Origin of the sequence: Sideroxydans sp. CL21 (assembly GCF_902459525.1) — a bacterium.
Taxonomy (GTDB): Bacteria; Pseudomonadota; Gammaproteobacteria; order Burkholderiales; family Gallionellaceae; genus Sideroxyarcus.
Map to the genome: position 1 here is coordinate 3,199,416 of NZ_LR699166.1, position 16,594 is coordinate 3,216,009.

Consider the following 16,594-nt stretch of genomic DNA (forward strand, 5'->3'; position numbering starts at 1 on the left):
GGATTGCTATTTGACCTGCACCAGTTCACAGGCTGAATGGCTGCCATTCATGCTGCAGGAATTGACTTGATGTCCTGTGGTATCCCACACCTTGGCCTCCCACTGGTTGGTGCCTGTGCGTTCCATCGTCATGAAGCCGAAACCGCCGACCCATGAACTGTGGTGTTCAACCACGGCACCCGGTGCCGGTGTGGCGCCGCGCGGAAGCTCGACCGGCAGCGGAACCACGTCTTCCATGGTTCCGGAAAAGCCGGCCACAAACTGTGTGGGGTGCGGACTGGAAAAGCTGACTTCCTGCCACATATGAACATGGCCAGAAAGCAGCGCGTTGATGCGTGGCGGCATGATCAGCGGATTGATGGCGCCGAATACGGATTGCACACCCTGGTTGCCCGGCCACACCGTCACTTTACCCTGCTTGTCCCGGCTGGCAAAAAACCCAAGTATCGGATGGTGATTGGCCACAATGTTGTAAGACGCTTGCTGCGACAGCTTCTCAAGCTTGCCATACATATCGCGATATTTGATCTGGCGGATGTCTCCTTCGGGGATCACACCCGAAGAAGTATTTGAAGTATCCAGCACGATCAATTGCGCATCGCCGCCGAGTGAAACCGCATAGGGATCGCTGTAGTCACCCGTCTCGTCGTTGGCCGTATCGTTGCAATCGCGTCCCGGCAGCAGGGGACGCGGATCGATCATGCGCCGCCAGCCCTGCCCTGCACGCACGCAGGATTCGTGATTGCCGCGGACCATCACCCAGGGCGCCGCTTTCAACAAGGCTGCTGCGGGCTCGAAGAAATCGGCACGCCATGCATCCCAGCCGTAACCCCAAGGGCTGCCCGCGCAGCCCGGATTGTCTGCGGGACACTGATTTTCGCGATAGAGAAAATCTCCCACATGGATCACCAGGTCGGGTTTCCAGTTTGCTGCCGCCGCTGCCACCCTGGCGAATGGATATTGATCGCTATCGTTGCAGGCCTGATATGCCGCCTCGCCTTTCTTCAGGCGACAACCCGTGTCTCCGATCACGACAATGCGTTTGATCTCGGCTGCGGGCAGCGGCAGTGAAATATCGCCGATGGTTGCCTTCTGAGCATCGGTGGGAATTGATTTCTCGCAAACGCGAATCGGAAACTCGGACGGTTTGGAATCGGCGGCCGCCGATATCGTGGTACGCAATGGCATGGAACCCGGTACTGCGCGCGGCTCCATCCGTACCTCGCGAGTATCGAATCGAATGACGGGACATTGCGCATCTGTGGTCAGCAGCCGCGCAACCGCTGTTCCGTTTTCTCCCATCACGACATAGGCAGTGCGTGTAGCGGCAGGCAGTTGCTTGTTCGGTGTGGCGCAACCGAACAGAAGGCTCGCAACCGCAATCATGAATAACGGACGACGAAACGGAACGCCGAATTGCATTTGCATGGAATGCTTCCGATGAATATGAGTTGCCGATTGTCTGCTATTCGCGACGGAACTCAACCCAAACCTGATAAACATGATCGCTGCCCTGAATTTCGGGTGGCGGCTCGGGATACTTCGCATTTTGCACGGACTGCAACGCGACCCGGTCTATCATGCCCATACCGCTGCCAACCAGCACGCGGACTGCACTGGGCACTTTATCGCGCATGTGGAACTCCACCTTCACGCGTCCTGTGTAATGCAGGCTGTACGCTGCCGGAGGTAGGAATTGCGCCGCCTGCACCGCAGCCCGGACTTTCGCCGCATATTCTGCGCTGGGTTCGGCATTGCCTGCCACAGCAACAGGCGGGGGCGGAGTGGGTTCGGTAAATGCATTTGCCTGCGCTTCCGCTACTTGCGGCAATTCCGGCTTGGGCTCTTCGGGAGCCACTTGCGGTTTCGGCTGCGCCTTGGGTTGTGGCTGCAATTGCGGCTTCGGCTTCGGAACAGGCGTCTGCGGGTCTTCATTCACGAGCGAGATGGTCTCGGAACCGGATAGCACCGGCTTCGTCGAGGACGTGCTGGCCAAGGCGATCGCCGCCCCCGCCAGCAGACCGAATTCAATCAGGGCCGCCAGCCCAACGGCCTGAAATTGATAACGACTATTCCCGGCCATGATTTATTTGCCCGCAGCAGTGCGGGTAGCAAGCCCGACTTCGGTTGCGCCACCCGCCTTGATTGCATCGATGACAGTCATGACCTGTTGCAGCGAAGAAGTATCGCTGCCGGCGATCGTCACTGCGGTTTTGCTGCTGTCGCGCTGGTGCAGCAGTTCCGTCAATTGCGCGGGAGTCAGGGTATGGTTTTCCACCTGCAGGGAACCGTCCGGATTGATTTCAACCAGCAACTTCGGGTGCGGGATCGCAACGGCAGTGGAGCTTGTCGGCAGCTTGGTCACATGACCGGAACTCGGAATCATGCGCAACGTGAGCATCGCAAAAAAGACCAGCAGAAAAAGCATGATGTCGATCATCGGAATGATCTCGATCCTGGCCTTGCGTGTTTCCAGATACCTCATCTCATGCCCTCGCCTGGGTATGAAGCACTTCAACTGCACAGCGAGCCGGTGCTGCCTGGGTCCTGAATTGGTCGTGACGGTTCAACATCATGATCTTGATCGTTTCGAGCTGGTGCAAGATGATGCGTACACGGGTATGCAGGGCATTGAAGAACACCAGGCCGACCATGGCGATGAACAAGCCGGATGCCGTGGCGATCAGCGCCTCGGCGATGCCGCCCGTCACCTGCGTTGCATCGTTCTGGACATCGCCCAGCGCATGAAACGCGTTGAACATGCCGATGATCGTGCCGAACAATCCCAGCAGTGGCGCCAGCGTGATCACCGTATCCAGCATCCAGAGCGAACGGTCCAACGTGGGCACCTCGTGCATGATCACCTCTTCCAGATGTCCATCTAGCGTGGCGCGGTCCGCATTGCTGACAGGCTCGTTTTGCAGGGTGGTGAACAGATTCGCATGCGGGAGTTGCGCGAGCTTTTCCGGCAAAGCCAGGGTTGCTTTCTGCGCTCCTTCTTTCAGCATTGCGATCAGTTGTTCGCCGCCATGCTGCATGTTGGATAGATAGCGGGTGCGTTCGATGATCACGGTGAGCGCGACCAGCAACAGCAGCAGCATCAAATAAAGTGTGCCGCCCGAAGCGTTTGCAAGTTCAAGTATGTGTGAAATATTCATGATCTCTAATTGGTAATGGGGGAGACGAGCTCCCCCACAGGTTGGTTGGCCGGAAAGTAATTACATATCAGCCGACAGCGACACCATGAAGCTGCGTGTCGGTATTGTGTAGAACATCGGATTCTGTGCGGCGCTTGCGTCATTGGCGAACGATGCAAAGATGCTGTTCTTGTTGAGCAGGTTATTGATCTGGAAACCGACCTTTGTGTTCTTGCCCAAACCGTCATCCTTACTAAATGTATAGCTTGAGGCAAAGTTCACGATGGTGTAGCTCCCCATAGAGATGGGATTGCCATTTGGATTCACGCTGTAATCCGTGCCGCTATAACGCTGCCCAACCTCCTTGGCAATCAGGGATGCGTAAGCCGGCCCCTGGTTGTAGATCAGTCCTGCGGTTGCCGTGTTCTTGGGCACATTTTGCAATGTTCCGCCGGCTGTACTCATGGAGTAGTTGTTGATGGCATAGTTGCCGTACAGGCTCATCCCCTGCCCCAGAACGTAGGTGCCTTCGCTTTCGACACCGTTGTACTTCACGCCACCTGTATTGTTGAAACAGGTATAGATACCGCAAGGCGTGCCGGTGTTCTGGTTGGAGAAGTCGACCATGTAGACATCGCCGGAAAGGGTCAGGCGCTTGCTGGCCCAGGTCGTGCCGAGCTGGTAGTTCGTCGATTGTTCGGGAGCGAGTTGCGAGGGAAGCGTCGCAGTCGTTCCTCCTTTAGGATAGAACGCGTTGATGTTCGGTGCCAGCATGCCTTGCGCATACTGTGCATAAGCCGACCATTCCGGCTGGATCATGTAGTGAGCAGTCAACGTCGGCAAGGCCTTGGTCCAAGTCTGTGAAGTGTTCAGCGGAGCGCCGGTTGCACCCTGATTCACGGTCGCATCCATCATGCGGTTAAACGACACATACTTCAGGCCTGGCGTCACGGTCAACGCTTCGGATGCTTTCCACTCGTACTGCACATAGGGCTGGATGGTAGTCAAGCTATCCCTCATATTCCGGTCTACGCCGTTCACGCCGCCGCCTGCCGGATTGATTGCCTGTCCCAGCGAGAAATCGACTTCCTTCTGCCAGCGGTTGTTGGTCTGGTAATCGACCCACGCGCCGAAGTCCAGTTTGCCTGCCCCCATGGCCTCGGACATGCGCAGCATGTCGCCGACTGACCTGTAGTTCATGGTCATCATCTGTCCCGGAACATTGTTTGCACCGTAACTTGTGCCGTTCGCCTGGCCAAGGCCGGGGTCAACGCCGTTGAATCCGTTATGGTAGTAGGCATAGGTGTAAAGCTTGTTGTCCACCGTCAGGTCGCCCTGCTGGGATTTCAGATCGAGGTATTCGAAGTCGGAGGTAATGTCGTCGTAGTTATATCCAGCGTAGTCCTGGCTGGTCGGATCGTTGTTAAGCCCGAAATTCGCTCCGTATTTTTGAATATTGGCTGCGGTCGTACCCAAAGCCACGTTCTGATGCAGCTTGTTCTGCATCGTTACAAAGGTCAGCACGGTATTGTCCGAGATTGGCTTGGACAATTTGAAGAAGACGTTTTCGCGGCGCTGGCCGGCGTTGGTCAGGTAGCCGTCCGAGGTCAGATTCTTGTAATCGACGAACGCGCTCGCGTCGCCGTCGTTCTTCAAGACACCGGTATCCAATTGCGCGCCGAACAGGCGCGTGTTGAAGCTGCCGAGGGATGCATAGAGGTTGGTATTCGCTTCCTGCATCGGATCCTTGGAATTGACGGCGATCGTACCGCCGAAGGTGGCATTGCCGATATTGCTGGCATCGCCGGGACCGCGATCGACGACGACATTGCCGATATCCTGCTGCATGAAATAGGACGTGGTGTGTTGTGTGAAGTCGTTAGAGTCGCCCCAGGGGATCCCGTCGAAGGTGACGTTGTATTGTCCGTTCTGGAAGCCGCGCATGGTCAGGCTCTGGGTTTCCATCAGGCCTGGGCCGTTGGGGTCGACGCTGAACACGCTGGGAGCGATATTCACGATGTCGGAAAAATTGGACGCGGCGGACGCGTTTTCCTGAATGTAATGCTGGCTGATCACGGACTGTGGCTGGGTCGCAATCAGGGAACCTTTGGTTGGTGCCTGATAGGCCGCAGTATCTTTGGCTTTTGCTGCAGAGTCATCGGCGGCTGCGGTGTTTTGTACTGTACCCAGATCGACGACGTCATCGGCGAACGATCCTTGCGCGGCAGTTACCAGTGCTGCGCACAATATCAATTGCGTAAGGTGTTTCATTTTGAAATCAAAGCTGACTTGCATCACTTCCTCCTGAAGAATGGTATTAAATCGGCGCTAACATCATGCAGTTGCTCGATGGCTGAACTTAGCGAGGACGCAAAGTACGCAGGCAGACTTAAACCAAAGTGAAATATTTATTACATTTTCATTACCAACTTGAAATTGAGATGAGATCTTCCGCGGAAGCTGCTGAAGGGTTTCATTTTTATGGGATCCGCTCATTCAGGCGGGTGACATCGATAGATTGAATGAGACCGCCGCAAGCAGGCCGCTCCCATCCTGTCTGTTGCTCAAGCTGATTTCGGCAGATTCCTGGGTTGCAATCGCAGTCACGATGGCAAGCCCGATACCGCTTCCTTCGATTTCATGGCCACCTACCCGGAAGAATCGATCGAATACGCGCGGGAGTAGTGCCTCCGGAATTCCCGGGCCGTTATCCAGGATTTCAACCCTGGCCTTCTGGCCCGAAACCACAATGCTGACATCGATCCGCCCGCCTTCCGGTGTATAGCGAATGGCATTATCAAGAAGGTTATTGAACAGGATGCGCAGGTCGCCCGCATTGGCCCGGATAAGTGCAGGCTCATCGTGAATCATGCCGAGATCAATGCGGCGCTTTTCGGCGATGGGTATGAAATCACCGATGCAGGATTTCACAAGTTTGCCCAAATCCAGGTCGGTCCGGATCGTCTGCTTTTCAGCCCCGTATCGGGCCATGTGCAACAATTGCCCGACAAGATGCGACGCACGCTGTATGCCTGATTTCAATTCCGCGATCCGTGCTTCAAGGTCTTCCTGCGAGCGCCTTTGCGACAGGTTCTCGATCTGCAATTGCAGTGCGGCAAGCGGGGTGCGCAATTCATGCGCTGCATCCAGCATGAAATGCCGTTGCGTATCTATCGTTTCCCGCACACGCAAAATCAGGCCGTTCATTTCGGTAACCAGGGGCGCGATTTCTGTCGGGAGGTGTTCTGTGGGAAGCGGGTCCAGGCTGGAAGCGTCACGTTGCGTTGCCGCTTTGGTCACTATGGCCAATGGCTTCAGAATGTGTCCGACCCCGAACACAACAAGCACCCATGACAGGGGATACAGCCCGGCTATGGGAATCAATGCGCGCAACGCCGCATTGGTGGCGATCTTGCGACGCACCTCATGCGATTGGGAAACCTGCACTGTACGGTCCGGGTACACGATGGTGTACGCTCTCCATTTTTGCCCGTGCAGCGACACATTCAAATACCCCGTGGCATTTCCCTTCAGCAGTTCGAAGTCCGGGTGCGATGAACGCACTTTCTCATTTTCGTACCAGACCTGAATCACGAAATCGGACTCCTGCTCTTCCTTGCTTTCACCCAGATATTTGGCCTGCATTGCAGGCAACTGCGAACCCTCGTCGATACTTCCGGCAACCAGAAGCAACTGATGATCGAGAAGGACATTGGCATCCTGAAGTGCGAGCAAATAGGAAATTCCGCCCGCAAGCAGCCCCACTACGGTGAAAAGCCCGAGCGCCCAGACGATAAGTTGCCGTTTCAGTGAGATCATGAGGAGTGTTTGGTCACCATCCAGCCGATGCCGCGCACGTTGCGGATAATTTCGTTGTCGAATTTTTTCCGCACAGCATGGATCAACACTTCAACGACATTGCTTTCGACTTCCTCGTTCCAGCCATACAGGCGTTCCTCAATCTGGCTGCGCGAAAGGATCATTCCCGGATATTCGATGAGCGCATGCAGCAGGGTAAATTCTCTTGCGGACAGCACATGGGTTTTTCCGCGGTAAGTCGCTTCTTTGGTCATCGTATCTATTGTGATCTCGGCGCTGCCAAGCAATGTCTGGGGGTTGCTGCTGTTGCGTCTCAGGGCACCGATAATCCTGGCTACCAGTTCCTTAATCCCGAACGGCTTGACCAGATAATCGTCCGCGCCCTCATCCAGCCCGATCACCCGATCATCAATTTCATCTCTTGCAGTAATAATGAACAAAGGAGTCTGATCTCCATGAGCCCGCATTGCTTTCAATACATCCATGCCGGATTTTCCGGGCAGTCCAAGGTCGAGCAAAACCAGGTCATACCCCCCCGTTTCAATTGATGTCTGCCCATTGATACCGTCCCGAACCCAGTCGACCTTCATGCCGATGTCATTCAGCGCCCGAGTCAAACTCTGGCCTATCATTGGGTCGTCTTCAATCAGCAGGATCGATTTGGCGGCATTCGTGCCTGAATAGCCGCTTGCATGTTGTAGCATTTTGTCTTGAATTCAGTGGGCTATTAGCCGATTGCTATATTTGGCGGAAACGCCGGGGAGATGACTTGCCGATCTAGATTCAAAGCAAAAAGCCAGCCCCGGAAATTATTACAGTAATGTTAAGCGCGGAATGTTGCTGAAATATGACAAGCGGGCGAAAGAGGTAAACGAGCAGTGAACTGAACAATTGCAGTCGCCTGCCGAAAATCATGCGAGATTTCGTTTTGCGGACGGTCTTCCGGATAATTGAGCTGACTGGCGGCTGTAGCAGAGTGCCTGCAATGCGGTCATGCGCCTCGAAAGGAAATCATGAACATAGAACTCTATATCGCAATTATGGCCGGTTTCGTCCTGGCGTTTTTCCTGATGGTCAGCGAGATCATGTTGATGCGCAAGCAGGTAGTTGCTTTCCTGACCCGCCTGAAGAATTATTATCGATCCGGAAAATTCGTACGCCTTTTCCTTTTCACCTTTGCCATGCTTGGGCTCATTCTCGTTCAGCCGTTGATAGTCGGATTTCTGGTCGTGATGGCGCTTGATAAGGTTGACCCTCATTTTTCAACATCGGTCATTCGGGAAATACTGCAGGGGTTGACCGGAATCCTCGGTTAGGTCGAAGCAGCACGGACTTCGCATGCCACAACCCGGCTGATCGCTGCTTTAGCTTCCAAAAGCCGCAGACAGCGCCGCAATCATGTAGGCGTGATCATGAACCCCGGCGCTTTCGCGCGCGCTATGCATCGCCCACATCGGCGAACCAACGTCCACACTCGCGACGCCCAGCTGTGCCGCAATCATGGGACCGATGGTACTGCCGCAACCCAGGTCGCTACGATGCGAATATTGCTGGTACGGCACACCTGCCTTTTCGCAAAGGGTCATGAAACGTGCCGCAGTCTCGGCATTGGTAGTGTAGCGCTGGTTCACGTTGGTTTTGATGACCGGGCCGCCATTCACCACCACTTTGTGCCCGGGCTCGTAGGCTCCCGGGAAGTTCGGATTGTAGGCATGTGCCATGTCGGCGCTGATGAAGAAACTGCGCGCAATGGCGCGTCGCCTGTCCTCCTCGTCCAGTCCTGCCTGAAGGCTGATGCGGTGCAGCACATCGATGACGAAACTGCCGCCTGCCCCGGTAGCGCTCTCGCTACCCACTTCCTCGTGATCGAAAAAGGCTGCCACGCAGGTGGCGGCAGGCTGCTTCGTCGCAATCAGCGCGGAGAGTGCGGCGTGAGTGGATGCCAGATTGTCCAACTGGCTATCGGCGATGAACTCCTGATTCGCTCCCCACAGGCAACCCTTCTGCACGTCATAGACTGATAATTCCCAGCTCAGCAGATCCGCCGCATCGGCCTGCACCGCGTCAGCCAGGAGCTTGCGCAATTGCGCTTCGGCATTATCACCTTCGCACATCAAGCCCAGGATCAGGGGCAATTCCGTTTGCTTGTTGAGCTTCAAGCCTTGCTCATTTACCTCACGGTTCATATGAATGGCCAGATTGGGAAGCCGCACCAGCGGCTGCGCGAAGCGCAGCAATCGCGTTTCCTGACCAGTTGCCGTGCGCAGCACGACACGACCGGCCAGACTCAGATCCCGGTCGGTGAACGTGGCCAATATTGGTCCGCCATATACTTCAACCGCCAGTCGCGAGATGCCATCTCCGCTCATGGCGGCCTTCGGCTTGAGCCTGAGACCCGGTGAATCGGTATGCGCGCCGACGATGCGCAAGCCCGCTTCGGCCATGGGCTGGCTGCCCAGCACGAATGCAATCGTCGACGCACCGCCACGCACGACGTAATAGCGTCCATTCGCCGCAAGTTGCCATCGATCACCTTCTTCAAGCCTGGTGAACCCATGCGCCCGCAGCAGTACCTCGGCACTCGCCACGGCGTGCCATGGGCTGGGGCTTGCATCAATGAAGTCGATCAGTTCATGAGCGGCAGTTCGGAATTGGGTGATCGCGGACATGGGGAGTAACAATGAGATTGATGGAATGGGAAGTATACAAGATGTACTCGTCCTCTCCGAACTATGAGATTGATCAGCGAGAACGGCGCCAACTTGGTAAACATCTGAACATGGAAGTCAAAGAGTGCGCCAAATTTTTCAAAGAATAAGTGGACTGTGGCGGTTTACTGAAAAGGCTGTCGGCCCATCCTTTTGCAATGTCCGGCTTAGAATTTTTCGAACAATCACTTTCAGCCGTTTCGGTAATTCAAACTTAGCAGTTCAATTTCTCCAGATAAGCATTAACGTTGCGTTCAATATTCCTCCATCGTTAAATTTCTCCGAATTCACACAATCAATGTCGATTTGAGAACTGCCTGTTCGACTACTTGTTGAGTAGCTATCTACTCATTAATTGAATACGACATTACAGATGTCGAATTCGCGTTGAACTGTTCGACCAGGAATATATATTGAAAGGAGTACTGAAAATGAACGGGAAGACATATGCAGTAGTCGGCGCGACCGGGCACGTCGGGTCAGTGGTGGCTGAAGAGCTTAAGGCTCAGGGCCGTAATGTACGGTTGGTTTCTCGCAGATCGGGCGTATCCATCGATGACATTGGTGCCTTAACTGACGCATTTTCTGGAACCGATGGCGTGTTTCTGATGATTCCTGCGGAGACGAATGCACCGGATTTGCGCGCACGGCAAAATGAGATTGGCGGTAAATTGGTAGATGCGTTGAAAAAAGCCCATGCGAAACGTGTAGTTTTTCTCAGCAGTCTCAATGCCCAGTATGAAACAGGAACCGGCCCGGTCTTGGGACTCCACGACATGGAAAATCGGCTAAATGCGCTGGACATTGATGAAGTGATTCACCTGCGCCCTGCCTACTTCATGGAGAACCACCTTTGGGGTTTGGGGCTTGTCAGGCAAGCTGGATTCTATGGAACCTCGTTCAAGTCGGACGCCGCGCTACCGATGATTGCGTCGAGAGATATCGGGAAAATGGCAGCGAACCTGCTTATCGATAGGCCATCCCGGCATATACAGATCAGAGAATTGCTGGGCCCGCGCAATTACACTATGGAAGAAGCAACCCATATTCTTGGCGTGGCAATAGGAAAGCCCGACTTGAAATACATTCAGTTTTCATATGAAGATGCGCGAAAGGCAATGCTCAATTTGGGAATGTCGGCAAGTTATGCCGATGCTGCGGCGGAGATTAGCCGCAGTTTCAACGAAGAAAAGGTAAAGGGAACTGAGGAACGGTCCGCTCGGAACACGACAACCACCACGTTGGATTGCTTTGCCGCTGAAGTGTATCGACCGGCTTATGAATCATTTTCCGACAACATCAGTTGATGTCGATTTCGCGTTGCACCATTCGACTAAGGACTGAAAGAGGCGGTCCTGCGCTGAAATCTAATGGTTTGTCGGGTGGGTTCGCTGCTTTCATTATTCACTAACTTTCACAAGGAGAAATCATGAAATACCTGTGCATAATTTATGAAGACGAAACCATGTATCAAAAGATGCCGGAAGCCGAGATGCACAACATCATGGGTGAATACTTTGTCTTCAGTGAGAATCTCAAAAAGTCGGGGCGCTATATCGGTGGCAACGCATTGCAGCCGACCAGTACGGCGACAACCGTTCGCGTGCGCAAGGGCAAAGTCTCAACGACAGACGGCCCTTTTGCGGAAACCAAGGAACAACTGGGAGGCTACTATCTGATTGAGGCCAAGGACCTCAATGACGCTATACAGGTAGCTTCACAGATTCCGGGGGCTCGCTTTGGGTGTATCGAAGTGCGCCCTATCATGGAATTTGACTAGCATAGCATCGTGGCAGGCGTGGACAAAACGACAGGCATGGTCGAAACAGTTAATACAGTATATAGAACTGAGTCACGTCGCGTCCTCGCCACCCTGATCCGATTGCTCGGCGACTTCAACGTTGCCGAGGAAGCATTGCATGAAGCCTTTCACGCGGCGCTGGAACAATGGCCAAGCGAAGGTCTCCCTGCAAATCCCCGTGCGTGGCTGGTGTCATGCGGCCGCTTCAAGGCAATCGACAACATGCGCCGCATGCGGCGATTCGTTGCACTGGATGATGTATATGAGCAAGTCGAAGCTATCATAGATGAGCGTGCCGAGAAGGGTGATGAGAACATTGAAGACGACCGGTTACGCCTGATCTTCACCTGCTGCCATCCTTCCCTGTCACCTGACGCACAGATCGCGCTTACGTTGCGGGAAGTGTGCGATCTTGCTACTGAAGAGATCGCCAACGCTTTCTTTATTCCTGCACCGACACTAGCGCAACGTATCGTCCGTGCCAAAACCAAGATCCGCGACGCCCGGATTCCCTATGAAGTGCCGGCACAGGCTGAACTTCCGCAACGTCTGGAGTCAGTGCTGCACGTTATTTATCTGATCTTCAACGAAGGGTACTTTGCCTCCGCAGGTTTGGCGTTGTTTCGTCCCGACTTGTCCGTTGAGGCGATACGTCTGGGACGGTTACTGGTCGAGTTGCTCCCCGATTCAGAAACGTTCGGCCTGCTTGCCTTAATGCTGCTGACCGAGGCGCGGCGCGCGGCGCGTGTGACTCAGGATGACGATATCGTGCTGCTGGAAGACCAGGATCGTTCATTGTGGGATTTGGCGATGATCGCCGAAGGACTTACCCTTGTCGAACAGGCACTTTCTCTGCGCCGCTTCGGTGTATACACCTTACAAGCCGCGATCGCTGCCGTGCATGCCGAGGCCAAGCACTCGGTTGACACTGACTGGGAACAAATAGTAGGTCTCTATGACGTGATGATGAGGATTGAACCTTCGGCAATCGTCGAGTTGAATCGTGCAGTTGCTATCGCGATGCGAGATGACGCAGCCAAAGGGCTTGCACTGATAGAGTCTATATTGTCACGCGGCGAACTGCTCGATTATCATTTTGCTCATTCGGCAAGGGCCGAGCTGTACAAGCGAACCGGAAACATGGAGGCAGCACGTATCGCCTTTGAACGGGCCTTACAGCTTGCCCAGACGGAACCGGCAAGGCGATTCCTACGCCGCAAACTGGAAGAACTTTGAGAGTTTGACTTATCGTTTCACGAATAAAAGGTGAACCGATAGCCATTTCAGAGAACTACCGTAGTTCGCTAAGGCCGATGACTAGCCCGGATATTTCATAAGGAAGGTATCGGCACAAGCTTGAAACCCGCATAGAATCAGGTTGCGAAGAAGATCATGTGAGAGGTTGTGCCGCCACCCTTCGTGTCAGGCTGCTCAAGATCGGGGCTGCCATCGTTCGCAATGCCCGCCGCGTACGCATCATGCTGGCTTCGCACCATCCATCGCACAAGGTCTATCTGATCGCCGCTCGCGCACTGGCTCCATAACGCTCTCCGAGTGCTGCCCCGGCACAATGATAAACAGCGGGGGTAAGGGGGAATTCGTCCGCAATTCGCCAAATTGATCAATTCTTGTGCATCCAACAATCAGATGATGCTTGATGTCGGTTGCGATGCTTCAAAATCGGTTTGGGGTGCGGGGTGGTGAAATATGCGGGCTAGCCAAAGCACCACAAAGCAGGCGTCCGTTATTACTGGAATTTACCGCGTAACTGTCAGCTTAGGTTTAATTGGATCCACAGAAAAAAGCGCCGCAGCTTCAGGAACTGCGGCGCTTGTAACAACGATGCTGGTGGCGGTGACGTTATGCATAACCACCAATCACCGGTTACTCCTCATGTTGCTGATGAAAATTAAACAGATGGAACAAATCTCCAATCGCCGGCGAATTCACCGGAACGTAAGGATTGTTCGGAAGCTGCATTGGATTAGGCAGATTGTCGCGGCTGCGTTTAGTTATGGGTTCCAAGTCCCAGTTGCGTTCGATAAACTTTGCGATGGACGCGTGATCATTGTACGTGTGATCAATTCGCCCTCCTTTGGAATATGGCGATACGACAATCATGGGGATACGCGGGCCGTCACCGAAGAAGTCTACCGGCTGGATATAGCCGGAATCATAGTAACCGCCACCTTCGTCGAACGTGATCAAAATGGCCGTACTCGCCCATAGTTCAGGGTTGGCCTGTACCGCATCAATCAGCTTCTTTGAGAAACCTTCAAATAGGCCGAGTTTCGAAGAAGCCGGATGCCCATCAAGCAGGCCACCTGGTTTGACGATGGATACTGCAGGGAGGTTGCCATTGGAGATATCGGTATAAAGATCGGTCGTATCCTTCAAGTGCTCGGAAACAAGAGCCGGGTTCGTCATGATCGATGTTTCATACAGGAAGGGATTGCAGATGTTGCAATAGACGCTAATTGGCGATTTAGCAACGTAGCTGTTCCAGCCCTCTCCGTAGTACTTCCATGATATCTGCTTGGCGAGGAGCGAATCACCTATAGTTGGCACCGAAGTAGGAGGAATTGTGAACGCACTGCTGGTGTTCACGCTGCCGTCGCCGTTGTAGCCAGGGTTGTAATTATTGAGCAGATAATACGCACCGGGAGCGCAGTTCGGGTTTGGGTGGTTCGGCAGCGATTTCAGATAGCCTACTACCGCACCAACTCCTGGCTGTGTGGTATCGGAACATTCACTGTATGAGCCGCCAGAGTAGCCATCCTGCGTGTAATAGTTATTGGTGCCCGGTTGTGGGTTCGGGTTTTCGATCTGGTTTGCAGGAGGAGTGGCAGGGTGACCATTGCCGTCAGAGTAATAAAACGCATCGGCCGAACCAAGCATGATGTGATTTGCCCCGGTACCGCCCTGAACACCTTGGTGGTAGTTATCACTCATGGAGTAGGTCCGGGCGAGCTGCGTAAAGTATGGCGCATCGCCTTTGTTTACGTTATAGAACCCCATGGAGGTGGAGCCTTCACCCGTGCTTTGTTCGTTAAACCCGACTGGCTGGGCCTTGCCGTTGCTTCCAGCGCCTACGCTTACTTCGACCCATGGGTACAGGTCTGACAGGCAGCCGCTCGGATTGATCCGCGTGGCATGAGTCACATTACAGTCAGATTGTTGCCAACCTTGATAGAAACGATGCACCGGACTGGCGGCATAAGCGTCATACGAAACACCTGGAGTAAGCGGAAAAGGGCCACTGGGCAGTTTCGCGACATTGGCAATCCGGGTGTCTGCGCTGTACTGGGGCAGGCCAGTAGCACCGGTTGTGAGGAGCGGAAGATCCGCGGGAAGAAGTGCGCCGCTCTCCAAATAGCTTGCTAGTGCAAGGGAAGCTAAAGGCGGTGGATTCGTATCGCTCGCCGAGGTGTGCGCGCTTCCGGTCAGTGGTGTGGGAAGTACTTGATAAGCCGTTTTCGCGGGTGGGCTGATAGTAAATTTCAGCGGCCCCGACAAAGTGGCCTGATATTGCGCGGCAAGCGCGAAGTTGGGGCCCGGAGATCCATCCGCTTTAATGATGCCCTTGGACAAAAGATTCGATACGGTCTGGTCGTTGGAAGGGCGAAAAGCGCCGAAGACGTGATCAAAAGTCCTGTTCTCGCCAATGATCACGATAACGTGCTTGATGGGAGAGGTAGTCGGGATATCTGCGGCCAACTGTGTTGTTGCTGCGGCAAGCGTCGGGATACCCAGCGACGAGAAACCGAAGCATGCTAGGCTAACGCCAGCCACAATGCGCTTGACTTTCCGGCTCAGTAAAACTTGGTGTTGTTTCATGGTTGCTCCTTATAACGGCTTAGTGGTTAAGGGCTGTTGACTGGTTTCCATGTGACATGCGTCCATGACACATGGACCATCGTTACACTTCACCATGACAGAATAATGTTGAGTTAAGGCTGTTCGGGTAGTCCGATTGGCTCATTAATCAGCGGGAGTAGGGATTCGCAGATGCTCGTCTAAATTTGGCATAGCACTGGTTTTGCGGCGTGCAACAATTGAAGGATTGTTTTTTAATTCGAATTTCCAGAATGTCTCGAAAGTGCCGGTTCAAGAAACTTGAAGGGGATATCCAAACTGGCTACATCAAGAGCCATTTCAGCGTGCGACCTGAAAGTCGCACGTGTTTCTGTTTCACAGGAGGTGGTATGAACTGATGAAACCGGTCGTTCCATCAACATTCTCTACCTGGACATGCGAAGCTGGTAATCGCTTGGTGTGAAGCTCCAGGACAATGTAACCGCCGATTAATTCGGTACTTCAACCCGCGAGGGGAAACGGAATCTGCCGGCAATGAGGCGGAGAGGTGCTAGAGATGAGCGGGTAATTATATCCAGAAGCATATTACTGTGCGAACAAGTGGGCGTCAGCTTTTGACCGACTGCCGAAGTCTACCCATATCAATTCACTGCCGCAAAGCCGCCGTTCAGAACCACTTCTTGGGCATATTTGAAAGTTAGGTTCAGACACTGTCTGTCAGATTAAGTCTGCGCTAATGCCATTAAGGCGATGTGCTTGCCCAATTTTGTATAAGCATTGTGCCGACAGATTGAAGTGCATTATTTCTTCGCGCTGATGGCGGTCAGTATGCCTTGCAGGATGGCAGTGGGCGTGGGCGGGCATCCGCTTACCACCACGTCCACGGGGATGACGTTGGAGATCTTGCCGCGGGTGGCATAGCTCTCGCCGAATATGCCGCCGTCGCAGGCGCAATCGCCGATCGCCACCACCAGCTTGGGTTCCGGCGTGGCGTCGTAAGTGCGCTTCAGCGCGATCTCCATGTGGCGCGACACCGGGCCGGTGACGAGGAGCAGGTCGGCGTGGCGCGGGCTGGCAACGAACCTGATGCCCAGTCCTTCGAGGTTGTAATAGGCGTTGCTGACGGCGTGGATCTCCAGCTCGCAGCCGTTGCACGAACCGGCATCGACTTGCCGGATCGCGAGCGCGCCGCCGAAGGCATCCAGGATCTCCTGCTGCAAACGCTGTTCGACATGGCGCATCGCCTCGTCCGTTTGCGGCGGCGTTTCGGTCTTGATGCCCGTCTTGATGATCTGTTTGAGTATCTGGTACAT

General features: G+C 54.1%; 14 protein-coding genes and 1 pseudogene. 5 read left to right on the forward strand and 10 right to left on the reverse strand.

Annotated elements, in window-relative coordinates; all coding sequences use genetic code 11:
* Positions 1-6 precede the first annotated feature (6 nt).
* The 7 genes from QOY30_RS15230 to QOY30_RS15260 form a co-directional block, all read right to left on the reverse strand.
* A complete protein-coding gene (locus QOY30_RS15230; RefSeq protein ID WP_283745470.1) occupies positions 7-1,428 on the reverse strand; it encodes a metallophosphoesterase family protein in 1,422 nt (473 codons plus the stop codon).
* Between the two features lie 37 nt (positions 1,429-1,465).
* Positions 1,466-2,083 carry an energy transducer TonB gene (locus QOY30_RS15235; RefSeq protein ID WP_283745471.1) on the reverse strand — a complete coding sequence of 206 codons (618 nt, stop codon included), beginning with the start codon at positions 2,081-2,083 and terminating at the stop codon, positions 1,466-1,468.
* A 3-nt stretch (positions 2,084-2,086) separates the two neighbouring features.
* The gene (locus QOY30_RS15240) at positions 2,087-2,485 is read right to left on the reverse strand and encodes an ExbD/TolR family protein (RefSeq protein ID WP_283745472.1); all 399 of its coding nucleotides are present in this window, start codon (positions 2,483-2,485) and stop codon (positions 2,087-2,089) included.
* 1 nt (position 2,486) lies between these two features.
* Positions 2,487-3,158: a MotA/TolQ/ExbB proton channel family protein gene (locus QOY30_RS15245; RefSeq protein ID WP_283745473.1), complete on the reverse strand. Its 672-nt coding sequence runs from the start codon at positions 3,156-3,158 to the stop codon at positions 2,487-2,489.
* Between the two features lie 60 nt (positions 3,159-3,218).
* Positions 3,219-5,432, reverse strand: coding sequence for a TonB-dependent receptor (locus tag QOY30_RS15250; protein ID WP_283745474.1), 2,214 nt, complete (start codon positions 5,430-5,432; stop codon positions 3,219-3,221).
* 201 nt (positions 5,433-5,633) lie between these two features.
* Positions 5,634-6,956 carry an ATP-binding protein gene (locus QOY30_RS15255; protein WP_283745475.1) on the reverse strand — a complete coding sequence of 441 codons (1,323 nt, stop codon included), beginning with the start codon at positions 6,954-6,956 and terminating at the stop codon, positions 5,634-5,636.
* Positions 6,953-7,660, reverse strand: coding sequence for a response regulator transcription factor (locus QOY30_RS15260; RefSeq protein WP_283745476.1), 708 nt, complete (start codon positions 7,658-7,660; stop codon positions 6,953-6,955). The genes QOY30_RS15255 and QOY30_RS15260 overlap by 4 nt, the downstream gene beginning before the upstream one ends.
* Positions 7,661-7,969: 309 nt before the next feature.
* On the opposite strand from QOY30_RS15260, the gene QOY30_RS15265 reads away from it, so the two are divergent.
* Positions 7,970-8,272, forward strand: a complete 303-nt coding sequence (locus tag QOY30_RS15265; protein ID WP_283745477.1) for a hypothetical protein — start codon at positions 7,970-7,972, stop codon at positions 8,270-8,272.
* A gap of 48 nt (positions 8,273-8,320) precedes the next feature.
* On the opposite strand, the gene QOY30_RS15270 is transcribed toward QOY30_RS15265, so the two are convergent.
* Positions 8,321-9,625, reverse strand: a complete 1,305-nt coding sequence (locus QOY30_RS15270) for a M18 family aminopeptidase (protein ID WP_283745478.1) — start codon at positions 9,623-9,625, stop codon at positions 8,321-8,323.
* 470 nt (positions 9,626-10,095) lie between these two features.
* Here QOY30_RS15270 and QOY30_RS15275 point away from each other — a divergent pair, with 470 nt between their 5' ends.
* The 4 genes and pseudogenes from QOY30_RS15275 to QOY30_RS15290 all read left to right on the forward strand — a co-directional run.
* The gene (locus QOY30_RS15275) at positions 10,096-10,971 is read left to right on the forward strand and encodes an NmrA family NAD(P)-binding protein (RefSeq protein WP_283745479.1); all 876 of its coding nucleotides are present in this window, start codon (positions 10,096-10,098) and stop codon (positions 10,969-10,971) included.
* A 122-nt stretch (positions 10,972-11,093) separates the two neighbouring features.
* Entirely contained in the window at positions 11,094-11,444 is a 351-nt protein-coding gene (locus tag QOY30_RS15280) for a YciI family protein (RefSeq protein ID WP_283745480.1), read from the forward strand.
* A 9-nt stretch (positions 11,445-11,453) separates the two neighbouring features.
* A complete protein-coding gene (locus tag QOY30_RS15285; RefSeq protein ID WP_283745481.1) occupies positions 11,454-12,701 on the forward strand; it encodes an RNA polymerase sigma factor in 1,248 nt (415 codons plus the stop codon).
* A 161-nt stretch (positions 12,702-12,862) separates the two neighbouring features.
* Positions 12,863-13,009 (forward strand): annotated as a pseudogene (locus tag QOY30_RS15290) (transposase); the annotation flags it as partial.
* A 340-nt stretch (positions 13,010-13,349) separates the two neighbouring features.
* Here the strand turns inward: QOY30_RS15290 and QOY30_RS15295 are convergent.
* A complete protein-coding gene (locus QOY30_RS15295) occupies positions 13,350-15,302 on the reverse strand; it encodes an alkaline phosphatase family protein (protein ID WP_283745482.1) in 1,953 nt (650 codons plus the stop codon).
* Between the two features lie 779 nt (positions 15,303-16,081).
* On the reverse strand, positions 16,082-16,594 hold the full coding sequence (locus QOY30_RS15300) for an NADH-quinone oxidoreductase subunit B family protein (RefSeq protein WP_283745483.1): 513 nt from the start codon (positions 16,592-16,594) through the stop codon (positions 16,082-16,084).

What these genes read in the sequence shown, in the direction of transcription:
- QOY30_RS15275 (WP_283745479.1), top strand. Translation starts at nt 10,096, where the DNA reads ATGAACGGGAAGACATATGCAGTAGTCGGCGCGACCGGGCACGTCGGG.
- QOY30_RS15245 (WP_283745473.1), bottom strand. Translation starts at nt 3,158, where the DNA reads ATGAATATTTCACACATACTTGAACTTGCAAACGCTTCGGGCGGCACA.
- QOY30_RS15265 (WP_283745477.1), top strand. Translation starts at nt 7,970, where the DNA reads ATGAACATAGAACTCTATATCGCAATTATGGCCGGTTTCGTCCTGGCG.
- QOY30_RS15295 (WP_283745482.1), bottom strand. Translation starts at nt 15,302, where the DNA reads ATGAAACAACACCAAGTTTTACTGAGCCGGAAAGTCAAGCGCATTGTG.
- QOY30_RS15255 (WP_283745475.1), bottom strand. Translation starts at nt 6,956, where the DNA reads ATGATCTCACTGAAACGGCAACTTATCGTCTGGGCGCTCGGGCTTTTC.
- QOY30_RS15260 (WP_283745476.1), bottom strand. Translation starts at nt 7,660, where the DNA reads ATGCTACAACATGCAAGCGGCTATTCAGGCACGAATGCCGCCAAATCG.
- QOY30_RS15300 (WP_283745483.1), bottom strand. Translation starts at nt 16,594, where the DNA reads ATGTACCAGATACTCAAACAGATCATCAAGACGGGCATCAAGACCGAA.
- QOY30_RS15230 (WP_283745470.1), bottom strand. Translation starts at nt 1,428, where the DNA reads ATGCAAATGCAATTCGGCGTTCCGTTTCGTCGTCCGTTATTCATGATT.
- QOY30_RS15240 (WP_283745472.1), bottom strand. Translation starts at nt 2,485, where the DNA reads ATGAGGTATCTGGAAACACGCAAGGCCAGGATCGAGATCATTCCGATG.
- QOY30_RS15250 (WP_283745474.1), bottom strand. Translation starts at nt 5,432, where the DNA reads ATGCAAGTCAGCTTTGATTTCAAAATGAAACACCTTACGCAATTGATA.
- QOY30_RS15280 (WP_283745480.1), top strand. Translation starts at nt 11,094, where the DNA reads ATGAAATACCTGTGCATAATTTATGAAGACGAAACCATGTATCAAAAG.
- QOY30_RS15270 (WP_283745478.1), bottom strand. Translation starts at nt 9,625, where the DNA reads ATGTCCGCGATCACCCAATTCCGAACTGCCGCTCATGAACTGATCGAC.
- QOY30_RS15235 (WP_283745471.1), bottom strand. Translation starts at nt 2,083, where the DNA reads ATGGCCGGGAATAGTCGTTATCAATTTCAGGCCGTTGGGCTGGCGGCC.